General features: G+C 62.8%; 25 protein-coding genes. 17 read left to right on the top strand and 8 right to left on the bottom strand.

Going from position 1 to position 23081, the window contains the following annotated elements; genetic code table 11:
- Window positions 1-109 precede the first annotated feature (109 nt).
- The 4 genes from WJS89_RS12420 (at window position 110) to WJS89_RS12405 (ending at window position 5594) form a co-directional block, all read left to right on the top strand.
- Entirely contained in the window at window positions 110-805 is a 696-nt protein-coding gene (locus tag WJS89_RS12420; RefSeq protein WP_346341296.1) for an SDR family NAD(P)-dependent oxidoreductase, read from the top strand.
- A gap of 362 nt (window positions 806-1167) precedes the next feature.
- On the top strand, window positions 1168-2781 hold the full coding sequence (locus WJS89_RS12415) for an FG-GAP repeat domain-containing protein (protein ID WP_346341295.1): 1614 nt from the start codon (window positions 1168-1170) through the stop codon (window positions 2779-2781).
- Between the two features lie 595 nt (window positions 2782-3376).
- The gene (locus tag WJS89_RS12410) at window positions 3377-4237 is read left to right on the top strand and encodes an META domain-containing protein (RefSeq protein WP_346341294.1); all 861 of its coding nucleotides are present in this window, start codon (window positions 3377-3379) and stop codon (window positions 4235-4237) included.
- A 733-nt stretch (window positions 4238-4970) separates the two neighbouring features.
- Complete coding sequence (locus WJS89_RS12405) at window positions 4971-5594, top strand: cation diffusion facilitator family transporter (RefSeq protein ID WP_346341293.1); 624 nt, start codon at window positions 4971-4973, stop codon at window positions 5592-5594.
- A 126-nt stretch (window positions 5595-5720) separates the two neighbouring features.
- Here the strand turns inward: WJS89_RS12405 and fixJ are convergent, their stop codons facing one another.
- On the bottom strand, window positions 5721-6344 hold the full coding sequence (fixJ, locus tag WJS89_RS12400; RefSeq protein ID WP_346341292.1) for a response regulator FixJ: 624 nt from the start codon (window positions 6342-6344) through the stop codon (window positions 5721-5723).
- Window positions 6334-7806: a two-component system sensor histidine kinase NtrB gene (locus WJS89_RS12395; protein WP_346341291.1), complete on the bottom strand. Its 1473-nt coding sequence runs from the start codon at window positions 7804-7806 to the stop codon at window positions 6334-6336. Before WJS89_RS12395 ends, fixJ begins: the two co-directional genes overlap by 11 nt.
- A gap of 156 nt (window positions 7807-7962) precedes the next feature.
- On the opposite strand from WJS89_RS12395, the gene WJS89_RS12390 reads away from it, so the two are divergent.
- From WJS89_RS12390 to WJS89_RS12370, 5 genes are read left to right on the top strand one after another with little or no spacing between them, the layout of a single operon-like run.
- Window positions 7963-8652: an alternative oxidase gene (locus tag WJS89_RS12390; RefSeq protein ID WP_265562446.1), complete on the top strand. Its 690-nt coding sequence runs from the start codon at window positions 7963-7965 to the stop codon at window positions 8650-8652.
- A 29-nt stretch (window positions 8653-8681) separates the two neighbouring features.
- Window positions 8682-9041, top strand: coding sequence for a DNA-binding transcriptional response regulator (locus tag WJS89_RS12385; RefSeq protein ID WP_346341290.1), 360 nt, complete (start codon window positions 8682-8684; stop codon window positions 9039-9041).
- A gap of 1 nt (window position 9042) precedes the next feature.
- A complete protein-coding gene (locus WJS89_RS12380) occupies window positions 9043-9378 on the top strand; it encodes a TehB family protein (RefSeq protein WP_346341289.1) in 336 nt (111 codons plus the stop codon).
- On the top strand, window positions 9375-9875 hold the full coding sequence (locus WJS89_RS12375; protein ID WP_346341288.1) for a group III truncated hemoglobin: 501 nt from the start codon (window positions 9375-9377) through the stop codon (window positions 9873-9875). The genes WJS89_RS12380 and WJS89_RS12375 overlap by 4 nt, the downstream gene beginning before the upstream one ends.
- Entirely contained in the window at window positions 9868-10341 is a 474-nt protein-coding gene (locus tag WJS89_RS12370) for a hypothetical protein (protein ID WP_346341287.1), read from the top strand. Before WJS89_RS12375 ends, WJS89_RS12370 begins: the two co-directional genes overlap by 8 nt.
- Window positions 10342-11262: 921 nt before the next feature.
- Here the strand turns inward: WJS89_RS12370 and WJS89_RS12365 are convergent.
- The 5 genes from WJS89_RS12365 to WJS89_RS12345 are packed head-to-tail and all read right to left on the bottom strand — an operon-like array spanning window position 11263 to window position 16336.
- Window positions 11263-11835: a nucleotidyltransferase family protein gene (locus WJS89_RS12365; RefSeq protein WP_346341286.1), complete on the bottom strand. Its 573-nt coding sequence runs from the start codon at window positions 11833-11835 to the stop codon at window positions 11263-11265.
- Window positions 11810-12664 carry an XdhC family protein gene (locus WJS89_RS12360; protein ID WP_346341285.1) on the bottom strand — a complete coding sequence of 285 codons (855 nt, stop codon included), beginning with the start codon at window positions 12662-12664 and terminating at the stop codon, window positions 11810-11812. The genes WJS89_RS12365 and WJS89_RS12360 overlap by 26 nt, the downstream gene beginning before the upstream one ends.
- On the bottom strand, window positions 12661-14847 hold the full coding sequence (locus WJS89_RS12355; RefSeq protein ID WP_346341284.1) for a xanthine dehydrogenase family protein molybdopterin-binding subunit: 2187 nt from the start codon (window positions 14845-14847) through the stop codon (window positions 12661-12663). The genes WJS89_RS12360 and WJS89_RS12355 overlap by 4 nt, the downstream gene beginning before the upstream one ends.
- Complete coding sequence (locus tag WJS89_RS12350; protein ID WP_346341283.1) at window positions 14844-15830, bottom strand: FAD binding domain-containing protein; 987 nt, start codon at window positions 15828-15830, stop codon at window positions 14844-14846. Before WJS89_RS12350 ends, WJS89_RS12355 begins: the two co-directional genes overlap by 4 nt.
- Complete coding sequence (locus WJS89_RS12345) at window positions 15827-16336, bottom strand: 2Fe-2S iron-sulfur cluster-binding protein (RefSeq protein ID WP_346341282.1); 510 nt, start codon at window positions 16334-16336, stop codon at window positions 15827-15829. The genes WJS89_RS12350 and WJS89_RS12345 overlap by 4 nt, the downstream gene beginning before the upstream one ends.
- A gap of 114 nt (window positions 16337-16450) precedes the next feature.
- Here WJS89_RS12345 and WJS89_RS12340 point away from each other — a divergent pair, with 114 nt between their 5' ends.
- The 8 genes from WJS89_RS12340 to WJS89_RS12305 all read left to right on the top strand — a co-directional run bounded on the left by WJS89_RS12340 (window position 16451) and on the right by WJS89_RS12305 (window position 22118).
- Window positions 16451-17209, top strand: coding sequence for a sulfite exporter TauE/SafE family protein (locus WJS89_RS12340; RefSeq protein WP_346341281.1), 759 nt, complete (start codon window positions 16451-16453; stop codon window positions 17207-17209).
- Entirely contained in the window at window positions 17206-18189 is a 984-nt protein-coding gene (gene moaA, locus WJS89_RS12335; protein ID WP_346341280.1) for a GTP 3',8-cyclase MoaA, read from the top strand. Before WJS89_RS12340 ends, moaA begins: the two co-directional genes overlap by 4 nt.
- Window positions 18189-18410, top strand: a complete 222-nt coding sequence (locus WJS89_RS12330) for a MoaD/ThiS family protein (protein WP_346341279.1) — start codon at window positions 18189-18191, stop codon at window positions 18408-18410. Before moaA ends, WJS89_RS12330 begins: the two co-directional genes overlap by 1 nt.
- On the top strand, window positions 18407-18820 hold the full coding sequence (locus tag WJS89_RS12325) for a molybdenum cofactor biosynthesis protein MoaE (RefSeq protein WP_346341278.1): 414 nt from the start codon (window positions 18407-18409) through the stop codon (window positions 18818-18820). Before WJS89_RS12330 ends, WJS89_RS12325 begins: the two co-directional genes overlap by 4 nt.
- Complete coding sequence (locus WJS89_RS12320; protein WP_346341277.1) at window positions 18817-19329, top strand: molybdenum cofactor synthesis domain-containing protein; 513 nt, start codon at window positions 18817-18819, stop codon at window positions 19327-19329. The genes WJS89_RS12325 and WJS89_RS12320 overlap by 4 nt, the downstream gene beginning before the upstream one ends.
- Entirely contained in the window at window positions 19326-19799 is a 474-nt protein-coding gene (moaC, locus tag WJS89_RS12315) for a cyclic pyranopterin monophosphate synthase MoaC (RefSeq protein WP_346341276.1), read from the top strand. Before WJS89_RS12320 ends, moaC begins: the two co-directional genes overlap by 4 nt.
- Complete coding sequence (locus WJS89_RS12310) at window positions 19796-20992, top strand: molybdopterin molybdotransferase MoeA (RefSeq protein WP_346341275.1); 1197 nt, start codon at window positions 19796-19798, stop codon at window positions 20990-20992. The genes moaC and WJS89_RS12310 overlap by 4 nt, the downstream gene beginning before the upstream one ends.
- A 115-nt stretch (window positions 20993-21107) precedes the next feature.
- Window positions 21108-22118 carry an LLM class flavin-dependent oxidoreductase gene (locus tag WJS89_RS12305; protein ID WP_346341274.1) on the top strand — a complete coding sequence of 337 codons (1011 nt, stop codon included), beginning with the start codon at window positions 21108-21110 and terminating at the stop codon, window positions 22116-22118.
- A 3-nt stretch (window positions 22119-22121) separates the two neighbouring features.
- Here WJS89_RS12305 and WJS89_RS12300 read toward each other — a convergent pair whose 3' ends face one another.
- Window positions 22122-22880, bottom strand: a complete 759-nt coding sequence (locus WJS89_RS12300) for a hypothetical protein (protein ID WP_346341273.1) — start codon at window positions 22878-22880, stop codon at window positions 22122-22124.
- Window positions 22881-23081: the final 201 nt, after the last annotated feature.

Below are 23081 nucleotides of genomic sequence, written 5' to 3'. Positions count from 1 at the left end.
GCGTCGTGAGCAAGAACAAGATCGACAGGCTCGACGGCTTCGCGGTCATCACCGGTGCGTCTAGCGGTATCGGGCTTGAACTCGCGCGCCGTGCAGGCGAGAGGACGGTTTGGCGCTCCTGCTCGTCGCCGACCGACAGCTCGATGACGGCGTCGCAGCGGCGAAAGAAGGGGGCGCCAGCGAGGTTGAGACAATGCGCACCGACCTCGCGACCGAACAGGGGCTAGACGACCTGGTCGAGGCGATCGGATCGCGCCGCGTTAATGCGCTGATCGCGAACGCTGGACAGGGCCAGGGCGGCAAGTCTCTGGAAACCGATTGGCCATCGCTCAAGAAAGTCCTCGATACCAACGTGACCGGGACCATTTCGCTGATCCACCGGATCGGGCGGCGGATGCTCGAGGCGAACCACGGCCGTATTCTGGTCACGGGCTCGATCGTGGGCGAAATACCGGGCCCGTTCAACCTCACCTACAACAGCACCAAATCGTTCATCAACGATTTCGTCGTCGGCCTAGCGGAAGAATTGAAAGGCAGCGAGGTAACGGTTTCCAGCCTGCTGCCGGGGGCCGCCGATACGCATTTCTTCGAACGCGCCGACCTAGATGGTGGCGGGATGGGCGACGCACCCAAGGCAGATCCCAGGAAGGTCGCCCGCGATGGCTATCAGGCATTGCTGGACGGGGAGACGCAGGAAGTCAGTGGCTTTTTCAACAAACTGCAGTTCGTAACCGCAAGAATCATCCCCGACGAACTCATGGCGAAGATCCATCGCCGAATGATGGAGCCAGCGACCAAGAAATAACGCGCTCAGAGCATATCATTTAGGGCTGTTTTATGTCCGGGATCGTCTGTGTTTGGGCCGAAAGCTGACCGTCTGCTTCCAGTCAAGATATCTAGAATCCAGACCTTTAGAGCGTGGCTTAGTCGCCTGACTCGCCAACACGACAAATCGCCGTCAGCCGTAGTTGCGCGTATCTTCCATCAAGGCTCAGTGTAGCGAATTCAAGGCCCGCATCCGAATGCATCACGCACTCACCGCGAATTAAAACGGTTCCTGCCACTGAATCTGTGTCTCCCACCAAAGTATGAATTGGTTGGTAGCTCACCACGCCTTGACACGGCGAAATTAATTGAGGTTAATGGTGCTATAAATCGGGGGGGGCAATGGCGAGACTAATTCTAACCGAGCGCGGCGAGGACATCGGCGTCCAAGGAGTGGTCACGGTTTTCGGGACGAGTTCGCCCGGCGAAATCGTGACCGTCATTAGCGGTACCATCACGCTGGATGCCTCATTCAACTTGGGTGGAGACGGCCTCGTCGTTCGTGGCAATGCTGCCGACTATACGGTGAGCGCAATCGGAGCTGTCGTCACGATCACCAACGGAACCACCACCGTGCATATTCCGACCGGTCGGGGAATCGACATTCGCTTCGACGATGTCGTGCTCGATCTACGCTTCGACACCGAGGCGCGCGCCATTTTGCTGGGCGACCAACAGGTCGTACGCGACCCGCAGCAGATCGAACCAGCGCCCACATCATCGGTAAGCTTTACTTCAACCCAGGAAACCTACGACATCAATCTTCCCGACATGGCGCTGTCGCAAGAGTATGCCGTGGCCGATTTCAACGGCGATGGGCTCGATGACATCCTGCTCGCGTCGCTCTTCTGGCCGTTTCAGGATGAACCAGTTTCCCTGAAGATCTTGGTAAACCAAGGCGATGGCACCTTTACTAACGCTACCAACGATCTTTTCGGAGACTCCGCGCCGAGTGCAGTTCACCCCAGAGCTATCGTAGTCGCCGATTTCAACGGGGATGGACGCGATGATATCTTCATCGCGGATCACGGATTTGACGTCTGGCCCTTCCCAGGGGCGCAAAACTTACTGCTACTTTCGGATGGTGCGGGCTTCACTGATGCGACATTGAATGTTCCCCAGGTCGCCGATTACTCGCACGCTGCGGCCGGAGGAGACCTCGACGGTGATGGGGACATCGACCTCATCGTCATGAATATTTATGGTGGAAGCCCGCCAACTGGCCTTGAGACGGCCCCGTATATCCTACTTAATGACGGTAACGGAATCTTTGATCGCGTCGACGATTGGCTACCGTCGGAAGTCATCGCGCGCCAAGAACAGAAATATACAGCGACGCTCCTTGTAGATGTGGATCATGATGGCGATCTCGATCTCGTCCTTGGATCGGGCGGGGACCACCCAGAAGATCGCAGCAGACTATTTTTGAACAATGGCTCCGGCGATTTCTCTGCTACACCCGAAATATTGCTTCCGAACGGAGTGTTCGGAGCCGAAGCTGAAACCGTCGTGGCAATCGAAGCCGCCGATCTCGACGGCGATGGACATATCGATCTTGTCTTGGCGATCGCAGGGGCGGGGTATCGGCACGGGTATGTACAAATCTTGATGGGAGATGGTTCGGGAGAATTCAGCGACGAGACCGCGCTAAAGCTTCCGCAGGACCCATCGGAGACGCAAACCTGGATCAAGACTATCTATCTCGAAGATTTTGACGATGACGGCTCGACCGATATCCTGTTCGCGGGCGCCTACGATTCCCCGCTCTTCCTCAACGACGGCGAAGGCAATTTCACCAAAGTGGATGACGGCGAATTCGTCTATGAGGGCTGGGGGCCACCGGATTACCTGAAGCATTTCGCCATCGATATCGACGGCGACGGTCGCCCCGACATCGTCGCGGATTCCGAGGGCTTCGGATATATGTGGAAGTTCGTGAACGCCGAGGTTTTTTAACGGAATTTTGCACTAATGACCTGTGTTTCCGTTTGCCGAAAACCCTTTTTCTAATCGTACGCCACTTACGAGTAGATCGCCGCCGGGCGGGATTGTTTCACAGATTGCTAGCAATAGCCTGTCGCTACTGCCATATCGCACTAATGGCACGAGGTTTGACAGCCTCTCGTATCGACTACCTCTGGCGGTCGCTAAGTGATTTCTATAGCGACTTTTGACACCCAATTTGGCTTAGCTGGAACGGTTTGTAAGTTTGAATTCATTATGCCCGGGATGGACGGAAATGGCCGCATCCAAACCACTAAGTGAAGCCCGGACTCGCGTTTAACAATAGCTCGCGACCGCTCTTGGGCCGTCTACGGACCGTCCGGTTCCGGCCGTCAGGCGCGGAAAGCTGCCGTTCGGTTTCCGACCCTAATTGCGAACTTTCAACACGATGATGATGGCCGGACAGTCAGACTCAAATCTTGCGCTTAGAGCTATCGACTTTTGTCGCAGTTGAAGCCAATAGATTGCCACCATCGCCGAAGACTTTCGTTTCGGGAACTTCGCAGACCAATTGCCTGTTTCAGGTCTTTCGACCGGAGAGCTTGTGATGCGTATCCTCATCGTAGCGATTTTCGGGCTGGCGGCCTGTAACAACCCGATAGAGAAAACCGAACCGCTGCCGCCCCCACCGATCGCCTCCGAGGCGCCACGAACCGCGCAGAGCAGCAATCCTTATCTCGGTCGATGGGATGTCCTGCGGTTCGAGAAAGACACACTCGACACGCGCGGGGGCGCTTATGTCGACATTTTCGACCGCAGCGTCGCGATGCGCCTTCGCTGCAACTACTCGAGCGCCAATGTCGTCTTGGAAGAGGGTCGTCTAGCGCCTATTGACGGCCTCCCGCTCCCGACCACCGAAATGGGATGTTCGCCGGACCGTCATGCTCAGGACGAGCGCTTCTTCGACTTCTTCCTACAATCGCCCACGATCACAGCGCTCGACAAAGGCCGTCTGCTGCTTCGCGCGGGTACGACTGAGCTTGTGTTGCAGGACCCCGCCATCCGTCGGCTCGATTTTGCGCCGACGCAAAGCCAGCTCGAAGGTCGCTGGACATTCCGCTTTCTAACCCGCACGCATGCAGGAGGCGGCAGTTCAGGGTCGAGCCTGACCGACGAGTCGATCGTCCTGCGTATCGAACCTAATCGCGCATGGTTCACAGCATGTCCCAACCTCGCGATCGATTACGTGTACGCGGATGACAGACGGCTCGTGAGCGGATCGAAGATAACAGCGGACCAGCGTGAACACTGCCCGCTCGCGACCATCGCAGATGCTGGTCTCGATCCGCTTACGGGTGTGCGCCTGCTCGATATCCTCCACGGCGATCCAAGCGCGGAACTGGCCGCCGACGGCAGTCTCGTGCTCACCAGCGGCGACTATACTCTCGAGCTGGTAAGGCAACCTTGAATGAGCAGGCTTGCGTTGTTGATGCTGCTTGCGATCTCGGCATGCTCTACGCCGGTGCTCGACGACCAATGTTTTGCAGCGCGAAACTTTCGAGACTTCCAAACAGGGTTTGCGAGGTCTGCCAAATTCGCAGATCGGATCGTAGTAGCAAGACTTATCTCAGCCACGCCTCGTGCGCGCGCGGACCGTTTCGAATTGGACAGCGAGTGGAAACTGATCGAGCCGCTTAAGGGCGGTTAAGAGGACATCCCCAATGTCAGATTCCTACGTGATGTTCGCGGCTGGGTCGAAGGCGCTGTCGGAGGCAGCGGCACACTTATTTACCCGAACGAAACCTACCTTCTCTTCTTATCGGATGAGGTTTACGCGCGACGATCCGAGGCCCGTGGAGGATGCGCTGTCATTGGCAGTACTGGCACCGGCCTGAGCTACGCGCTAGTGCAAGGCGAGCAGATCGTGAGGGTGGGTGTGACGGATGAGTGGCCCGCCACGCTTACTGAAGTACGCGCACGCCTCAAATAGACAGAGGGAGCGAACGTCCGCTCCCCACCCCATTGCGGCCGGTCGCCCCGCCAAGTCAGGAAACTCAAAGCAGTCGTGGCTGCGATGTCGCCGTCTAGGTCTGTAACTGGGCCGGTTGCCGCCAGTCCGCTTCTGGAGAGTAGGCGGCGAGAAGCCGACGTTCCCCTAGCGACCAGTTGCAGACACGCGTTGCGATCCCCTAATTGACCCCATGTCTGCAGATTGTTGTTCCGCCAAGTCGACCGAGCTGGAGAAGCTGGCCCGCCAGGCCGACCAGCGTCGAGTGCTCGTGGCCGTGCTGGCCATTAACGTGTTCATGTTCGTCGTCGAGTTCGGTGCGGGCGTAATCGCCGGTTCTACGGCGCTCATGGCCGATGCCTCCGATATGCTCGGCGACGCGGTCGTTTATGCAGTCAGCCTCTACGCCCTTGCCCGGTCTGACCGGTGGAAAGCCGGAGCAGCGATGCTCAAAGGGGTCGTCATTTTGGGGCTCGGAGTTGGAATCGCATTCAACGTGCTGACCAAAATCAGCAGCGGGGTCGCTCCGTCTTCCACCCTAATGCTGATATTCGGTGGGCTCGCGCTCGTCGCCAACCTCGTTTGCCTTCGTCTGCTGACACGTTTTCGTCATCAGGACGTGAATATGGCGAGCACCTTCGAATGCTCTCGCAACGACGTGATCAACAATTGCGGGGTGCTACTCGCGGCTGGGCTCGTCTGGTGGCTGGTCTCGCCCTGGCCCGACATCATCATCGGCAGTCTCATGGCAGTGATCTTTCTGCGCTCGGCTTTCCGCGTTATTCGTGAGGCAGCGCCGCAAATGCGCGCGACTTGAGTCGCTTTCTACCCCGTTCCGGTCGTTCGATACAGCACCACGTTTGCACCGAGAGGCTCGACGGTTCGTGGGCCGGTTACTGGCTGTCCGCTTGTGTCTGGAATGCAGTGAAAAAAGACGAGCCAACTAGCCCAGTCGGGCAATCGTCAGCATGCGCACGAGATCGGAGAGGGTCTTTGCTTGCATCTTCATCATCGCATTGGCGCGGTAGACTTCGACTGTCCGCGGGCTGATGTCGAGATCGAAGGCGATCACCTTGTTAGCTTTCCCGTCCACAAGGCCATCGACCACCTCGCGCTCCCTTGCGGAGAGCAGACCGAGACGGTCGAGCACTTCGCGGCGTTCGTTCTGTATCTGCTCGTCGCCAGTGCTGTCGGTCAGCGCCTTGCGGATGGCCGCAAGTATCGCCTCGTCGTCGAATGGCTTCTCGATAAAATCCGCAGCGCCCGCCTTCATTGCCTGGATCGCTAACGGCACGTCGGCGTGACCGGTGATGATGATCACCGGCACCCTATCGTCGCGCTCCTTCAGTTTGTCGGCCAGTTCGACACCGTTCGTGCCGGGCATACGCACGTCGGTCACCACGCAGGCACCGGAAAGTGGAGGCGAAGATTTCAGAAAAGCATCGGCCGACACGAACGAGCGGACACGGATTTCGGCAACGTCGAGAAGAAACTCTAGCGAGTGCCGCGCGCTCTCGTCGTCATCGATGATGTAGACGATCGGATCATTGGCACCACTACTCGCCATCGTATAGTTCCTCACTCGCGACACGCTGCACCGTAAAGCCGAACTCCGCCCCGCCGCCGGGAATTGGCAGGGCCCAGATACGCCCTCCATGCGCCTCGACGATCGTGCGCGAGATCGACAGCCCGACGCCCATACCGGTGCGCTTGGTGGAGATGAAGGGCTGAAATAGCCGGTCCGCGACTTCGGGATCGATCCCGGGACCGGTGTCGGTCACCGATACCTGCGCCAGATCGTCGACTGCCTGTTCGATCACGATCGTCAGATCGCGCTGCGAACAATCTGATTCGGCCATCGCATCAACCGCGTTTCGCACAAGGTTTAGCACGACCTGTTGGATCTGCACCTTGTCGACCAGCACCAGATCGATTGCGGGACTGAAGTTATATTGCACTCGGATGCCATGCTCCTTGGCACCGACGAGCGCGAGGGCGCTGGCTTCCTCGACGAGTTTAGGCAGACTCTCGATTGTGCGTTCGGTTTCGCCGCGGGCTACGAAGTCCCGCAGCCGACGAATGATGTCGCCAGCCCTGAGCGCTTCCGCAGCAGCCCGGTCGACGGCTTCCGCCACGCGCTCGTGCTGCACCTCTTCTCGCCTGAGCAGCATCCGGCTGCCCTTGAGGTAGTTGGCGATTGCCGAGAGCGGCTGATTGATCTCGTGCGCCAGCGCAGACGCCATTTCGCCCAAGGCGGTAAGCCGCGAGACGTGCACTAGCTCGCTTTGCAGTTCCTGCAATCTTGCCTCGGCCTGCTGGCGCTCGGTCAGGTCGCGGATGAACCCGGTGAAAAAGCGCTGCTCTTCCGCCTGCATCTCGCCTACGGCAAGCTCGAGCGGGAAGGTCGAACCGTCCTTGCGCTCGCCGACGACAACGCGGCCCTTGCCGATGATCCTCCTCTCGCCGGTGCGGTAGTAGCGCTCCAGATAGCCGTCATGTGCGCTGCGATAAGGATCGGGCATCAGCACATTGACGTTCTGTCCGGACACCTCTGCCGCATTCCATCCGAACATCCGTTCGGCTGCGGGACTGAAATCACGGATCAAGCCGGCTTCGTCTATGACGATCATCGCATCTGGCACGGTGTCGAGAATCGATTGCAGGTGGGCTTCACGCCTCGCGAGAGCGACGGCCGCGGTTTCGGTTTCGATCCGCGCGCGCTGGAACCATTCGCCGCCGATGGCCACGGCGAGGCCGATGAGCACGAAAGCCGCGGCGGCAATCAGGCTTCCGCTCTCGATCGGTCCACTCAGCGCGTCGCACCAGAGACCGGCGGCAGCGCCGACCACGGCCGCAAGACTACCTGCGCGAAACCCGGAAAGCGCGCTGGCGACAACCACGCCGGGAACGAAGAAAATGAAGGTGGCGCGCTGACCGAGTTCGCCGGCGGCGAGCAGGCGGACCGCGACACCAGCCGCTATAGCTAACAGCGCCAGCAACAGCGCGGTGGAAAACGACAGGCGCGGCAAGAAGCGACTGACAAAACTGGTGCGCCCCACCTCCGGTAAGGCCCTTAGGGTGCTTGGCTTAGGGTAATCATCCAAATTTCGTGGTTCCGTGCATCGGCATAGAAGGAGGTCATCAGCGGCGCCCCAACAACATCTGCCGCAAGCGGAGAAACTTCAATGACTTCACCCTTCATCGATCTCGGTGTTCACCACAACCCCCGCGGAATGTCGGACCGGATCGCGTTCGCCTTCACCAAGGCGCTGCGTTGGTGTGCTGACACTTTCTTCGCCGAGCGTTACGGCCACCGCGCCGTCGTGTTGGAGACGGTTGCCGCCGTGCCGGGCATGGTCGGGGCAACGATCAACCATCTCGCTTGCCTGCGCCGCATGTGCGACGACAGGGGCTGGATCAAGACGCTCATGGACGAAGCCGAAAACGAGCGCATGCACCTCATGACGTTCATCGAGGTCTCGCAGCCCACATGGTTCGAGCGAGCGGTGATCATCGGGGTGCAATGGGTTTTCTACCTCTTCTTCTTCGCGCTCTACCTGGTGAGCTCGAAGACCGCACACCGTGTCGTGGGCTACTTCGAGGAAGAGGCCGTCCTCAGCTACACGCATTACCTCGCCGAGATCGACGAAGGTCGCAGCCCGAACGTGCCCGCACCGGAGATCGCCAAACGCTACTGGGGGCTTCCCGAGGATGCCAAGCTGCGCGACGTGGTGTTGGTGGTGCGCGCCGACGAGGCACACCACCGCGACGTCAACCACGGCTTCGCCAATGAGCTTGCGGGTCTGCCGGTAGGCGAGGTTGCCGAGTGCCCTCCGCACGTGGCTCTTGAACCCAACTGGAAGAAGGTCGCCTGATCCAGGCTGCCCGGCGAGGAGGACGGAACATGATCGATCAAGCCAAGATCCTGTTGCTGGTCGAAGATGTCTCCGTTCTTTCCGCGCTCCGTTTCTCCCTATCAATCGAAGGGTTCGAGATCGCCGAGTGGATTGGAATGGGCGACAGTCCTTCCATGGCGGCCGCTCTGGTCATCGACGAACGCTACGGTGGCGACGCTCTTGCCGCGCTCGCTGGGTTGAAAAAAAAGGGCTGCTGCGCGCCGGCGATAGTCCTCGCGACCAATCCTACTGCCCAGCTACGAGCCCGTGTCGCCGCCGCAAATGCCGAGCTGATCGAGAAGCCGCTTCTGGGCGACGAGCTGAGCAGTGCGATCCGCGCCATCTTAAAAACGCGAAAGGCAGCCTGAGGTGACCACCAACCTTCCCGACGGCCTCGAGCCATACAAGCGCACCGCAACGTTCACCGAAGACACCGTGCCGGCAGGTCTGCTGACCGAGCATTCCACCAAGGACGGCGTCTGGGGTCTCATCCAAGTGGAGGAAGGCGCCTTACGTTTTGTCGTGACCGATCCACGCCGCGCGCCGGCCGAATCGCTGCTCACGCCCGAAGATGAATTCGGCATAATCGAACCGACAATCCTTCACCGTGTTGAGTCGGTCGGAACGGTGCAGTTTCACGTCCAGTTTCTGCGCTTCGCAAGCGCAAAGCCTCCGGCTTCCACACCCGATGGGAGGGGCTCATGACCAGCGCCCCTATCCGTTCGCATGCGGCCGATCCCGACACCCGCTCCTTCGCGCAGCAAAAGCGAGCTGAGAAGCGCGCAGCGGCAGAGGAAATCGGGATCGACGCGGCGTTCATCGATCACCTGGTCGAAGCATTCTACGCCAAGATACGCGAGGATGACCTTCTCGGCCCGATCTTTGCCGAACGCATCGCCGACTGGCCGCCGCATCTTGCCAGAATGAAGACGTTCTGGCGTTCGGTGCTCCACAACAGCGGCGAGTTTTCGGGCAATCCGATGCTCAAACATCTCGCCATTCCCGGCCTCAAGCTCAGGCATTTCTCGCGCTGGCTGGACCTCTTCTACGAAACGCTGCGGGAAGCCGAGGGGTACCCCGCCGCGACCGATCTCGTCGGCGCGCGCGCGAGAATGATCGCCGACAGTTTGCTGACTGCCATTGAAATGCGCCGAAACGGACTGGCCGAGGGGCGCGCAGGAAAGGACCTACCCTATGTCTGATGCCGTTCTTCGCACCCAGGCCGCGCCGCTACGAGAATACCGCGATGGGCTGTCCGACGTTATGGTGCCCATCGCCGGGCTCGAGGCCAACGACAACAGTACGCTTACGCCGCCGCAGCAGCCTGAAACACGAATGTTCGAGCTGCCGGCAAGCGTCTGGAGAGCGATGATTGCCTGCTATGCCGCCTTTCTTATTGCCTTGCTTGGCGCGACCGGCGGGGCACATGCAGCGTTCGCGATCGCCATATCGACGATCTACGTCGCCATGTTCTTCGGAACCGCTCGCGTGATGTTGCGGCACGCCCCGCCGCAACCGGGAAGTCCGCTGAAACATCGAGGCGCCATTTTGCAGACCGCTTCCGGCTGCTTGGCTCGCGGCGAGGTATATGGTCAGGTGTTGATCGTTCCAGCGACTATTGCCGTATTCGGCATCGGAATCTGCTTGATCAATGCGATATTGATGTAGGTCCAGCAGTAACGTCAGTTGTCCGGAGGAAAGAAAATGATCTATCCTTATTGCAGCGAACTCGGCCCTCCAGGCCCACTGGATGTGCGTAGTTGTGCGCCGCGCCTGGGCACATGGAGCAACCCAAGGTTGGGTCTGCTCTCTCGCTTTTCGCAATGGCTTTCGACTTTGCAGATAAAGTCGCGATAGCTGGCGCACGTAGCTGAGAAGCCTTCACGTGAATTCATCGGAACGTGCCACACGCATTGCAGTCATCGGATCAAGCCAGAAACGAAGGGCAGATTTAGGAGCCGAGGAATGGTCAATGAAATGACCGCGATAAGGGCGCTTAGCTGTCAACCGCTGCATTCTAAACGAACGACAGCTTTTGGGTCTCGACGAAGGCGTGTCGAACGGCCGATATTAGGGCGCTTAACTGACGCTCGCTAACGACGAAGGCGAAGGCAGGGGGAAGTCAATTCAGTTTACAGGGAGCCTGTAAGCCTTTGATCTAAAACGATCGAATTTTCCGCAGTTTACAGCGGCGATGGCGGAAAACCGCGATTTCGGGTAGCTTGGGAAGCTCCTGCTCTACCATTGAGCTACACCCGCAACGCTTCATCGACGTCGGCTGCTGCGCTTGCGTGTGACGACGTCGAATGCCGCAGGTTCGGCGAACCGAGGCTGCGGATTGAGGTGCCACTGGCAATTTCGCTCTGACCCGTCAACGGCTTTTGTCGGAACCTAAGGTCTTTGTCCGGCCCTGCCTTGGCCGTCCCACACATGTTCGCCGCGATGGTGCAAAGGACTCGCGCCAAGCACGTTCACCGATTCGTCGTGGTTCTTCAGGAGATGGGCCGTGAGAAAATTGGCCCGTGCCCGAAGTAATGGCTCGGTATCGCTCGACGCACAGGCCCACGGGAAATGCGCGCAAGGAGGTGTCTATGACCAACCTTCGAGGTCCTCCGGGCAGTCGACATCTTGAAGCTGCCGCCTTGATGGCGCGTCGACAATCCTTGCATCGTCTAGGTCGAGCGATGCGGCACCGCGATCGCCTTGCAGCCCAGCCAGTCGCGAAAATGAGGAACGGTCGAAGGCGGCAGGCGGACCGGGGTGTCCATCGGCCTGCCGCGTGAAGATTGTGCCGGTCGCCTGCGCGATGCGATCGAGATGGGCGGCATCGATCAACGGCATGTCGGCCAGCGCGATGACGATGCGGTCGCAATCGAGCGCTGCTTCGACGCCGGCCCTTATCGAACTGGCAATCCCCTCGGCGGCCTGCGCATTTACGACGAGCTGCCAGTTGGGACCGAGCGAAAGCGGAGCCGCCTGCGTACGGCGCACCACGATGCGGCGAGTAACACGCGTACCTTCGGCGGCAGCCAAGGCATGGTCGATCAGGGGTCTGCCGTTGAACGTCGCTCCCAGTTTGTCGCCGCCGAACCGCGCGCCTTCACCAGCCGCCAGCAGGACGAGGGCGACGCGGCGCTCAGGCATCGGCGAGCAGCGATTCATATTCCGCGACGATTTCGGTGAGGGTGGAGAGTGCCAACATGCGGGGCGTCTTCGAGGAGGGGACGACGCCAACGGGGCTGCGAATACGGGAGATCGCCTCTTCGTCGAGCCCATCGGACAGGAGGGTGCGGCGTCGCTCGCGCCGCGCTTTTTCCCCGCCCTGCGCGCCGATGTAGAAGGCGTCGGTTTCGAGCGCCTCGGCCAGTAGCGCGCGTTCCCACTCATGATCGTGGAACAAGAGGAGGACGGCGGTAAAAGCATCGGCCGGGGCAAGGCCGCTGGGTTGCCCGAGGCTGAGGCTGTCGATCTCCTTGCCTTCGAGCGCGATACCTAGCGCGGCAGCGAGATCGCGCACGGCAAGGGCATCGGGACCGGCGCCGAACAGCCGGAGCCGCAGGCTCGGCAGATAGGCGCGATGGGACAGCGGCGAGCAGGGTGGCAAGGGGAGGCGCGTCGGGCGGCGCGCGCCGAGCTGGTCGAGGGCCGAACGGCAAGCGTCCCTGTCGGGCGCGGGATCGAGCAGGATGTCGAGCCCGCCGCCGCAGGGGAGGCGGAAATCGATGACGCCCGAACCCGCTCCATAGCGACGCACTTCGGGCGCCTCGATCGAGCCCAGGTCTGCCGCGACCTGGCGTTCGAGGCACGTGTCCGCGAGATCGCCGACAATGACATCTTTGCGGACCACTGCCAACTGGGCGCCCAGGCGACGCGAAAAGGAACCCTCGATCCCGACGATCGTGGCCAGTGCTGCATCCCGCTCGCAGGCCGCGCGCAGGGCGGCGTGATCGCTGTCGTACGCCGCGCTTGCCTCACCGCATGCCGGAGTCATTCGGGGAGGGCGGCCAAGATTCGATCGGGGGTAATGGGAAAATGATGGAGCCGGGCGCCGCACGCATTGTAGATCGCATTGGCGATGGCGCCCGCGCCGCCGCACATGCCCAGTTCGCCGATGCCCTTGGCCTGAATGACGCTGGCGAGCGGGTCGCGGTCTTCGAGCATCAAGACCTCCACATCGCGCACATCGCGGTGCACGGGAACATGATATTCGGCAAGGTCGCAATTAACGAGATGCCCGTCGTTGGGATCAAACATCAACGCTTCGGTGAGCGCCGCGCCGATGCTCCAGGTAACCCCGCCGAGGCACTGCGAGCGCGCGGTCTTTTCGTTGAGGACGCGGCCGAAACCGAAGGCGCCGAGCATCCGGTCGACCCGCGTTTCGCCCGTGGATCGGTTGACGCGGACCTGCGCGAAAAAGGCACCGAAGCCCGAAGCGACATAATCGTCCTCAATGCTGCCCGGTTCGTAATGGCCAAGTTCGGACAACTCTTCGCCGTCCAGCAGGTCGATGAGGCTCGTGCCACCCGAAACGCGGCCGTCTTCGAGCGCCAGTTCGTCTTCGCTCACGCCCGCACGCTCGGCCAGCTGCTTACGGATGCCCTTGGCGGCGACATAGACGGCCGACCCGATGGAAGCCGCGCCCCAGCTGCCGCCCGACCCGGGGCCGCGGGGATGACGGGTGTCGCCGAGTTCGACAAGCACATCGTCGATGCCAAGCCCCAGCATTTCGCCCGCGATCTGCGCGAGGATGGTGTAGGTGCCGGTGCCGATGTCGGTCATGTCGGTTTCGACCAGCGCGGTACCGTCGGCCTTCAGCGTGACGCGCGCCTTGGCTTCGTTCACATTGTGGACGCGCGCCGCGCTCGCCATGCCGGTGCCGATCCACCATTCGCCTTCCTGTCGTGCGCGCGGTTTGCGCGGTCCGCTGTTCCAGCCGAAAGCCTTCGCGCCCTCTTTCAGGCAGTCGGCGAGGCGGTGCGAGGTGAAGGGCAGGTCTTCTTCGGGATGGCGTTCGGGGATATTCTTGAGGCGAAATTCGACCGGATCCACGCCGGCCTTCTCGGCCAGCTCGTCCATCGCGGTTTCGAGCGCGGGCATGCCCACCGCTTCGCCCGGCGCGCGTACCGACCCCGCTGTCATGCGGTGGATACGCGCGACCTTGAGTGCCAGCTCGCGGTTCTTTGCGGCATAAAGGAAGTGCGAGGATTGGAGGACCGGCTCGAAGAAGGTCTCGCCGGGAAGGTTGGACACCAGCGCTTCGTGGCCAAAGACGGTGAGCTTGCCTTCGTCATCGCAGGCGAGACGCAGGCGCTGCCGCGTCTCGGAACGGCGCATGACGCACTGGAACACCTGCTGGCGGCTCATCACCACCCTCACGGCTCGCCCGAGCTTACGCGACGCCAACGCTGCGGCGACCACATCCTCGCTGACCCCCAGTTTGGAACCGAAGCCGCCGCCCACATAGCGCGAGACGAGGCGAACATTCTCCTCCTCGATCCCGAGCGCATCGGCCAATTCGGCGATGTTGAAATTGAGCATCTGGAGCGAAGCGTGGACGGTCACCTTGTCGCCGTCCCAAGAGGCGAGCGCGGCATGGGGCTCCATCGCGGCCGAGGCATGGCCCTCGGTCTGGATGACCAGATCGACGCTGTGGGGCGCCTGCGCCATCGCATGGGCCAGGTCGCCCTGGCTGACATGCTCGTCGTCCTGGTCTTCGGGCTCGACGTCCTGTGGGTCGAGCGGTGCGCCCGCCTCGTCCTCGTAGGTGACGGAGACGGCCTTGGCGGCATCGCGTGCCTGCTCGAAGCTTTCGGCGAGGACGACAGCCAGCGGTTGGCCCCAGTAGCAGACCGTCTTGGGCTTCTGCTGAGGCGCTTCGCCGGCAGTCCCCTGTGCCGCGCGGGTGGTGAGGTCGTCATGATCGACGAGGGCGATGAAGCCCGGCATGTCGGACGCGCTCTCCACGTCAATCGATGTGACGCGTCCGCGCGTGACAGTCGAGGTGACGAGCACCCCGTGCGCGATCTCCTCGGCGTCATATTCGGCGGCGTAGGGCGCTCCGCCGGTGACCTTGGCGAGCCCCTCGATGCGCGGGAGCGATTTGCCGATCACGCCCTGCTTGCCATCGTCGAGACGGCTGGTCTCGACCGCTTCGTCCTGTTTGAGATGGGTCATAGCGCAGTCTCCGTCACGTCAGCCAGGACCGCGCGCAGCGTCCGGCGCGCCAGTGGGATCTTGAAGTCATTCTCGCCAAAGCCCTCGGCATCCTCGAGCAGCAGGTCGGCAGCCTTGTCGAACAGGGCGGCGTTCGGCGCCTCGCCGACCAGCAATTCGGTCAGTCGCGGATCGTGCCACGGCTTGTGCGCGAGGCCGCCGAAGGCGAGGTCGGCGCGGGCGATCTGGCCATCGTCCATCGCGACGATCGCCGCGACCGACACCAGCGCGAAGGCGTAGGAGGATCGCTCGCGTACCTTGCGATAGCGCTGCTCACCCTCAACCGGCGGCGGTAGCGTGACCCCCGTGATGATCTCGCCATTCTCCAGCACATTGTCGCGCCACGGCGTGTCCCCGGGCAGGCAATGGAAATCGCGCACCGGGACGGTTCGCTCGCTATCATCAGGGCCGGTGATATGGACACGCGCATCGAGCGCGCTCATCGCCACCGCCATGTCGCCGGGATAGGTCGCGATGCATTTCTCGCTCGTCCCCAAAATCGCATGAAGACGCGCGATACCGTCGATCGCGCCGCAGCCGGAGCCGGGCTCGCGCTTATTGCAGGGCTGGTCGATGTTGGTGAAATAATAGCAGCGCGTGCGCTGGCACAGATTACCGCCGGTGGTCGCCTTGTTACGCAACTGCTGGGTCGCACCGGCGAGGATCGCGCGCGCCAGCACCGGATAATCGGCACGCACACGCTGGTGGTTGGCGGTCGCGGTGTTGGTGACGAGCGCGCCGATATAGAGCCCGCCATCGTCGGCGTCGGCGATCTCGTTCATGCCAAGACGGTTGATGTCGACGAGGCGGTCCGGCGTTTCGACCTGCAATTTCATGAGGTCGAGGAGGTTGGTTCCGCCCGCGATCGTCATCTGCGCATCGCCGCCGGTGAGTTGCGAGCCTTGAGCAAGGCTGTCGGGGCGCTGGTAGTCGAAGGGCTTCATCGCGCGTCCCCCGCGGCCACGTCCTCGATCGCGGCAAGGATGTTGGCATAAGCGCCGCAGCGGCACAGGTTGCCGCTCATCCGCTCGCGGATCTCCTCGGGCGACAGCGTGGGCGCCTCTGTCAGGCTCTCGCTGGCGTCGCTGGGCATGCCCGCGGCAATTTCGTCGAGCATGGCCTTGGCGGAGCAGATCTGCCCCGGCGTACAATAGCCGCATTGATAGCCGTCATGCTCGACGAACGCACGCTGCAGGGCAGAGGGCGCCTCGGGCGTCCCGACCCCTTCGATCGTGAGGACATTGTCGCCCTCGTGCATGACCGCGAGACTGAGGCAGCTGTTGATCCGCATGCCGTTGACGATGACGGTGCAGGCACCGCACTGGCCGTGGTCGCAGCCCTTTTTGGTGCCCTTGAGCCCGATATGGTCACGCAGGAAATCGAGAAGGCTGACCCTGGGATCGTCCGGCAAGACGTGGTCGTCCCCATTGACGGTGACCGTTGATGTCATAGATGCCCTCCTCGTTCCTGTCCTGAACCGCCGAGCGATGCGATATGTTTCGGACCGGCAGGATCGATCGAAAAGAAAGAAAGAAGGGAAACGGCAATTCCAGTCGAGCCATGGATGGTCGCCGCCTTCTTCCTGACGGCCTTTCTCTATTCGGGAGTCGGGTTCGGCGGCGGCTCGACCTATACGGCGCTCCTCGTTCTCTCGGGCCTATCGCTGCGGTTGGTGCCGTTGGTGGCGCTTGCCTGCAACATCATCGTCGTCGCGGTAGGTGCCTCGCGCTTCGCCAGCGTCGGGGCCTTTTCGTGGCGGCGGTTCTGGCCACTCGCGCTATTGTCCATCCCCGCCGCCTGGCTGGGTGGATCGCTCATGCTGCCGGAAGGCGTGTTCATTGCCGTCCTCGCGATCGTTCTCTTTCTGGCGGGGCTGGTGATGATTTTCGGCGCGCCGAAGCGGGAAGCGCGCGGGCGCGACCATCCGCGCGCCTACGATGTGGCGAGCGGCGCCGGGCTCGGATTCGTCGCGGGGGTGACCGGCATCGGCGGGGGGATCTATTTGTCGCCGTTACTGCATCTTCGCGGCTGGGGAAGCGCGCGGCTGATCGCGGGGACGTGCGGCATGTTCATCCTCGTCAATTCGCTCGCCGGGCTGGCTGGCCAGAGCATGAAGTTCGGAACGAGCCTGTTCGTCACGACGCTGCTGTCGGTTTGGCCGTTGGCTCTTGCCGTGCTTCTGGGAGGTGCATTGGGCAGTTGGGTCGGAGCGACACGACTGTCGTCGCGCTGGCTGCGGATCCTCTCCGCGATCCTCATTCTCGCGGTTTCGGTCCGATTGGGATTGCGTGTGCCCGCCATATGGTCACAATCGGGCGGATGATCGATCCCCATGGCCGTTCCATTCGCTACCTCCGCTTGTCGGTAACCGACCGGTGCGACCTGCGCTGTCACTATTGCCTGCCCGCGCGCGCCCGGTTCGCCTCGTCCGACCGGCTGCTTTCGATCGACGAACTCGACCGGCTCGGGTCGGCCTTCGTGCGGCTGGGCGTGACCAAGCTCAGGATCACCGGCGGTGAACCGCTGGTGCGCCGCGGCGCGGTCGAGTTGATCGAGCGGCTGGGACGGCATCGCGTCTCCGGCGCGCTCGATGAATTGACGCTCACCACCAACGGCACGCAGTTGGTCCACCATGCAGAGGCGCTTGCGGCGGCGGGGGTAGAGCGCATCAATGTCTCGCTCGATCATCACGACCCCGAGGAATATCGCCGCATCACGCGCGGGGGCGATCTTTCCAAGGTGCTCGCGGGGATCGAGGCCGCGCAGGCGGCAGGGATCGCGGTCAAACTCAATGCGGTCGCGCTGCGGCAGGACAATTTCGATGCGGCCGCCGATCTCGTGGCCTTCGCGCACGAGCGCGCCATGGCAATCACCTTCATCGAAGTGATGCCAATCGGCGAGATTGGCGCGGATCGTGCCGCCCAGCATGTGCCGATGCCCGCCGTGCGCGCGCGGATCGAAGCGCGCTTCCCGCTCCACGACACCCCCATCCGTACCGGCGGCCCGGCGCGCTATGCGCGCACCGACAAAGGCGGGATCGTCGGTTTCATCACCCCGCTGACCGCCAATTTCTGCGAGGGCTGCAACCGCGTGCGGGTCAGCGCCGAAGGTCAACTGCATGCCTGTCTTGGCCATGAGGTCGCGACCGACCTCAAGGCTCCGCTGCGCGCCCATGCCGACGATGCGGCCCTGGATGCGGCCATTCGCGATCTCGTCTCGATCAAGCCCGCGCGGCACGAATTCGACGTCGCCAAGGGTGCGAAAGCGGCGGTGCGTCGGCCCATGGCGGCAACAGGCGGCTGATGGGCAAGATTCTCTTTTTCGGCCGATTGTCGGGCCTTTCTGCCGAACCGCCTGCGGCGACGACCGATAGCGATATATTTCGCGCGGCGCTTGCCGACCGGATGCCGGAACTGGCCGATCCATCGGTGCGAATGGCCGTGAACCAGGAGATGATCCAAGGCGCCGTCGCAGTCGGGCCGGATGACGAGATCGCCTTCCTTCCCCCGATGAGCGGCGGATGATCCGCGTACAGCGCGACCCGTTCGAGCCGGGGGCCTTGCTCGATGCCTTCATGCAAAGGGCGGGCGAGGGGGCCGTGGCCTCGTTTGTCGGAGTGGTGCGGGGCGAGGGGATCGATCGATTGACCCTCGACCATTATCCGGGCTTCACCGAGAAGCAACTGGAGCGGATCTGCGCTGAAGTGCGCGACGCTTTCGCGCTGACCGCCATCGGGCTTGTCCATCGCCATGGGGCGATGGCGCCGGGCGCGCCGATCATGTTCGCCGCGACCTCGGCGCCGCATCGCCGCGCGGCGCTCGATGCACTGGATGAATTGATGGAGCGTCTCAAACATGATGCGCCATTCTGGAAAAACGAAAGCGGGCCACGGGGCGAGCATTGGCTCGACCCGCCGCGACGGGAGAGCGAATGAGCGAAGAAGACACGGTCGGCATCGCCGTCCTGACGATCAGCGACACGCGTGACGAAGAAAGCGACACATCGGGCGCCTTTCTCGCCGCTGCCGCGCGCGAGGAGGGTCACCGGCTCGTCGAACGACGCATTGTGCCCGACGACCTCGACGCGATCCGCAGTGCGGTTCAGGCGTATGCCGACAACCCTGAAATCGACGTCGTCCTGTCCACGGGCGGCACGGGCCTGACCGGGCGCGACGTCACGCCCGAGGCCGTGCGCCCGCTCTTCACCAAGGAAATCGACGGCTTCGCGCCAGTCTGGCACCGCGTCAGTTTCGACAGCATCGGCCTTTCGACCCTCCAGTCGCGCGCCTGCGCAGGGCTGGTCGGCACCACGTTGGTCTTCTGCCTTCCGGGATCGGGAGGCGCGGTGCGCGATGGCTGGACCAAGGTGATCGCGCCCCAGTTGCGGCGCGACACCAGGCCCTGCAATTTCGTCGAGATCATGCCGCGGTTCGCGGAACGATGAGCCGCCTGTCGCATCTCGACGCCGAGGGCCGTGCGCGCATGGTCGATGTGGGCGACAAGGCCGCCACCGATCGGCACGCGGTTGCCAGCGCCTGGCTGCGCCTGTCGGCCGAGGCGATGGAGGCGGTGGCCGATGGTCAGTCGAAGAAGGGCGATATCGTGCGCACCGCCGAACTGGCGGGGATCATGGGTGCCAAGCGCACCGCAGACCTCATTCCGCTCTGCCATCCTTTGCCGCTCGACACGGTCCGGATCGACATCACGCTCCACCGCGAAGATTGCGCGATCGAGGTCCGCGCCACCACCCGCACGCATGGCCGCACCGGCGTGGAGATGGAGGCGATGACCGCCGCCAGCGTCGCCGCGCTCACGCTCTATGACATGATCAAGGCGGTCGACCGCGGCGCCACTGTCGAAAGCATTCGCGTCGAGGAAAAAAGCGGCGGCAAGTCGGGCGACTGGCAGCGATGATCGACTTCGACAGTGCGCTCGAAGTGGCGATCGGCCTGGTCGGCCTGCTGGACGACGAAGAGGTCTCTCTCGACCAGTCGCGGGGGCGGATCCTCGCAGAGCCGGTCCGCGCCGCGCATGACCAGCCCCCGACGCGGCGTTCCAAGATGGACGGGATCGCGGTGGCGGATGCAGCGCCGCAGCGTGGCCAGCGCTTCCGCCTCGTTGGTGAAGCGCCCGCCGGCACGGCGGCGGCGGTGACGCTCGGCACAGGCCAAGCGATCAAGATCGCCACGGGCGGAGTCGTTCCTGAAGGAGCGAAGCGGGTCGTCCCCCGGGAACTGCTCGACGATGGCGAGGGCGAGGTCAGCGTGATCGAGACGCCGAGCGGTCCCGATTTCATCCGTCCTGTCGGTGCCGATTTCCGCTCGGGCGACGCGCTGCTGCCGGCAGGCACATTGCTCGATGCCGGGGCGATCGCGCTCGCGGCTGCCGCCAACGAAGCGATGCTCCGCGTCAGGCGGCGCCCGTCGATCGGCGTGCTGACGGGGGGCGATGAACTGGTGCCGGTCGGATCGCCTGTCACGCCGACCTCGGCCATCGACAGCGTCGGCCCCATGCTCGCAGCGCTGATCGAGGACTGGGGCGGCGAGCCCTGCCGCCTGCCGCTCCTCCCCGACGATCCGCAGGCTGTCGAGCGGTCGATAGCGCAGGCCATCGGACAGTATGATCTCCTGCTTGTCGCCGGCGGCGCATCGGTCGGCGAGCGCGATTTCGTTCGCGGCGCGGTGACGGCTCTTGGCGGAACGCTCGGTTTCGAGCGGATCGCCATGAAGCCCGGCAAGCCCTGCTGGTGCGCATGCCTCGGCGAGACGCCCCTCCTCGGGCTGCCGGGCAATCCGGGGTCGGCCTTCGTCGGCGCTCACCTTCTGTTGCGGCCGATGATGGCGCGGATGCTCGGCATCGCGGCGCCGCAATGGCAGGACGCGCGCTACGAGGGGGAGACTGTCGAGACAGGCTCGCGCCAAACCTTTCTCCTATCGAGGATCGAGGAGCATGCGGACGGTCGCGCCGCATCCGCCTTGTCGCTGCAGGACAGCGGTGCGCAGTCGGCGCTGGCGGCGTGCGATGCGCTCGTCAATGTCGCCGCCGGATCGACGCTGTCGAACGGCCAGACGGCGCGGATCCTGCGGGTCAGGGGATGGGGTCGCTAGGGCCGGCGGGCTGACGACGCCGTCAGCGGATGGCTTTCGCCCTCTTGCCGCCAACGACCGGCGTCCATCCACGAGGTGGCATTGAATTGCGGCGCGTGTCGACCATCTCTTATCCATGCCCAAACTTTCGGTTCTCGACCTCGCGCCCATCGTAGAGGGTAGCACAGCAGGTGACGCGCTGCGTCAGTCCGCAGATCTGGCGCGCGCGGCGGAACGGCTCGGCTATCACCGCTACTGGATGGCCGAACATCACTCGATGCCTGGCGTCGCCAGCGCCGCGACCGCGGTCGCGCTGGCCTATGTCGGTTCGCAGACCTCGACCATCCGCATCGGATCGGGAGGCGTCATGCTCCCCAACCATGCGCCGCTGGTAATCGCGGAGCAGTTCGGAACGCTGGAATCGCTGTTTCCGGGGCGCATCGACCTCGGTCTGGGCCGGGCGCCCGGCACCGACCAGATCGCGGCCCATGCCATGCGACGCAGCATGACGACGGACGAACATCAGTTCCCCAACGATGTCGTCGAACTGATGGGCTATTTCGAAGGACGGCACGGACGCGTCCGCGCCATTCCCGGCGAGGGTCTCGATATTCCCGTCTATATTCTCGGGTCGAGCCTTTTCGGCGCCCAACTGGCGGCCGCGCTGGGGCTGCCCTATGCCTTCGCCTCGCATTTCGCGCCGCACATGATGACGCAGGCGATCGCGCTCTACCGCCGCACTTTCGAACCGTCGGAGCATCTCGACAAGCCACACGTGATGCTCGGCTTTAACGCGTTCGTCGCGGAAAGCGACGAAGAGGCCGCTTTGCTCTCGACATCGATCCAGCAGGCCTTCGTGGCCCTGCGCTCGGGTCGGCCGATGCAACTTCCTCCGCCAAGCCCAGGCTATGCGGAGACCCTGCCGCCGACGGCGCGCGAGACGCTCCAAAGCGTGCTCTCCTGCTCCGCGATCGGATCGCCGGAAACCGCACGGCGACAGTTGGAAGCGTTCGTCGAACGCACTGGGGCCGACGAGTTGATCGTGACCTCGCAGATCTTCGATCACGAGGCCCGTATTCGTTCGTTCGAGCTACTCGCGGAGGTAGGGGCGGGCCTGGGCTTCATCGGCAACACCGCCGCGCGCTGACCCCTAGGCGAAGCGCTCTCGGTGTTTGTCGAGGGTCTTGCCGACCCCCTTCAACGCCTTGAGGATTTCTTTGCGCCACCCCATTGGGCCGAGGCGACGCACGTCGGAATGGGCGGCGCAGACGATCCGCGTGTCCGACCAGTCGTCTGCAAGCGATCGTGCCCAATGCTCGAAATCCGCGGCGGCGCCGGGCCGGTCTTCCAAGGCCTTGCCGAGCATCGGATGGAACTTAAGCGAGGACTGAGGAAGAAGGCGGCCGAGCAGTCCGGGCGCAGCGATGACATTGAGCGTGTCGTCGACATGGACGATCCCGCTCTCGCGATGGCGCACCAACACCGAGCCGGCATGGACGTTCGGGTCCTCGGTCACGAGATCGACGCCATCGGGGACCGAGAAGTCGAGGCTGTCGGAGAATTCGGCCTGGGTCGCCGGATCTTCGAGAAGGCGGTCTTCCCACGGCAGGTCGGCGACCTCATCGAGGTGTCTCCGTGTGCCGAGGAGGCGTGCGTTCGGAAGCATCCGATGGGCGGCGCGACAGAAGACGGTGTGGAAGGGATGGACGTTGAGGATGGCTTCGACCGCCGCGCCGCCGTCGGTAAGACGCAGCAATTGCTCGCGCTGCTCGCCGTCCAGATCGTAACTGTCGAGAACGAGGAACTTGCCGTTCGGTCGCCGTACGAGCGACATATGCGTTCCGATCTCGATAACCTTGGCGACCTTGAAGGAGCCCCGGAAATTCCAGAAGTTCTCACTTAATCTCATGCGTGCCTGCTCGCTCGTCCCGGTGATGTTCGACGGTGGAAAAGGTCCACGTCTTCGCGCGGGCCGCCACCGCTACCAAGGCGCGGGGGGCGCGATTGGTTCAATCGCCGCGACGCGCTGGGCGGGGGGTGACAAATGTTAGTCGCTATTGCGGCCCTGTGGGCGTCGTCTGCCGGAGCGTGGTGGTGCTTCCGTTCATTG

This window comes from Sphingomicrobium aquimarinum (assembly GCF_039655735.1).
GTDB classification, from domain to species: domain Bacteria; phylum Pseudomonadota; class Alphaproteobacteria; order Sphingomonadales; family Sphingomonadaceae; genus Sphingomicrobium; species Sphingomicrobium aquimarinum.
This window is presented reverse-complemented; position numbering and strand designations above follow the sequence as displayed.

Bases quoted from the DNA above. Each gene is read 5' to 3' on its own strand.
- WJS89_RS12365 (WP_346341286.1), bottom strand. From the start codon at position 11,835: ATGAATCGCTGCTCGCCGATGCCTGAGCGCCGCGTCGCCCTCGTCCTG.
- fixJ (WP_346341292.1), bottom strand. From the start codon at position 6,344: ATGGCGAGTAGTGGTGCCAATGATCCGATCGTCTACATCATCGATGAC.
- WJS89_RS12405 (WP_346341293.1), top strand. From the start codon at position 4,971: ATGTCTGCAGATTGTTGTTCCGCCAAGTCGACCGAGCTGGAGAAGCTG.
- WJS89_RS12375 (WP_346341288.1), top strand. From the start codon at position 9,375: ATGACCAGCGCCCCTATCCGTTCGCATGCGGCCGATCCCGACACCCGC.
- WJS89_RS12415 (WP_346341295.1), top strand. From the start codon at position 1,168: ATGGCGAGACTAATTCTAACCGAGCGCGGCGAGGACATCGGCGTCCAA.
- moaC (WP_346341276.1), top strand. From the start codon at position 19,326: ATGAGCCGCCTGTCGCATCTCGACGCCGAGGGCCGTGCGCGCATGGTC.
- WJS89_RS12305 (WP_346341274.1), top strand. From the start codon at position 21,108: ATGCCCAAACTTTCGGTTCTCGACCTCGCGCCCATCGTAGAGGGTAGC.
- WJS89_RS12360 (WP_346341285.1), bottom strand. From the start codon at position 12,664: ATGACTCCGGCATGCGGTGAGGCAAGCGCGGCGTACGACAGCGATCAC.
- WJS89_RS12310 (WP_346341275.1), top strand. From the start codon at position 19,796: ATGATCGACTTCGACAGTGCGCTCGAAGTGGCGATCGGCCTGGTCGGC.
- WJS89_RS12390 (WP_265562446.1), top strand. From the start codon at position 7,963: ATGACTTCACCCTTCATCGATCTCGGTGTTCACCACAACCCCCGCGGA.
- WJS89_RS12330 (WP_346341279.1), top strand. From the start codon at position 18,189: ATGGGCAAGATTCTCTTTTTCGGCCGATTGTCGGGCCTTTCTGCCGAA.
- WJS89_RS12340 (WP_346341281.1), top strand. From the start codon at position 16,451: ATGGTCGCCGCCTTCTTCCTGACGGCCTTTCTCTATTCGGGAGTCGGG.
- WJS89_RS12350 (WP_346341283.1), bottom strand. From the start codon at position 15,830: ATGAAGCCCTTCGACTACCAGCGCCCCGACAGCCTTGCTCAAGGCTCG.
- WJS89_RS12370 (WP_346341287.1), top strand. From the start codon at position 9,868: ATGTCTGATGCCGTTCTTCGCACCCAGGCCGCGCCGCTACGAGAATAC.
- WJS89_RS12325 (WP_346341278.1), top strand. From the start codon at position 18,407: ATGATCCGCGTACAGCGCGACCCGTTCGAGCCGGGGGCCTTGCTCGAT.
- WJS89_RS12300 (WP_346341273.1), bottom strand. From the start codon at position 22,880: ATGAGATTAAGTGAGAACTTCTGGAATTTCCGGGGCTCCTTCAAGGTC.
- WJS89_RS12410 (WP_346341294.1), top strand. From the start codon at position 3,377: ATGCGTATCCTCATCGTAGCGATTTTCGGGCTGGCGGCCTGTAACAAC.
- WJS89_RS12345 (WP_346341282.1), bottom strand. From the start codon at position 16,336: ATGACATCAACGGTCACCGTCAATGGGGACGACCACGTCTTGCCGGAC.
- WJS89_RS12355 (WP_346341284.1), bottom strand. From the start codon at position 14,847: ATGACCCATCTCAAACAGGACGAAGCGGTCGAGACCAGCCGTCTCGAC.
- WJS89_RS12320 (WP_346341277.1), top strand. From the start codon at position 18,817: ATGAGCGAAGAAGACACGGTCGGCATCGCCGTCCTGACGATCAGCGAC.
- WJS89_RS12385 (WP_346341290.1), top strand. From the start codon at position 8,682: ATGATCGATCAAGCCAAGATCCTGTTGCTGGTCGAAGATGTCTCCGTT.
- moaA (WP_346341280.1), top strand. From the start codon at position 17,206: ATGATCGATCCCCATGGCCGTTCCATTCGCTACCTCCGCTTGTCGGTA.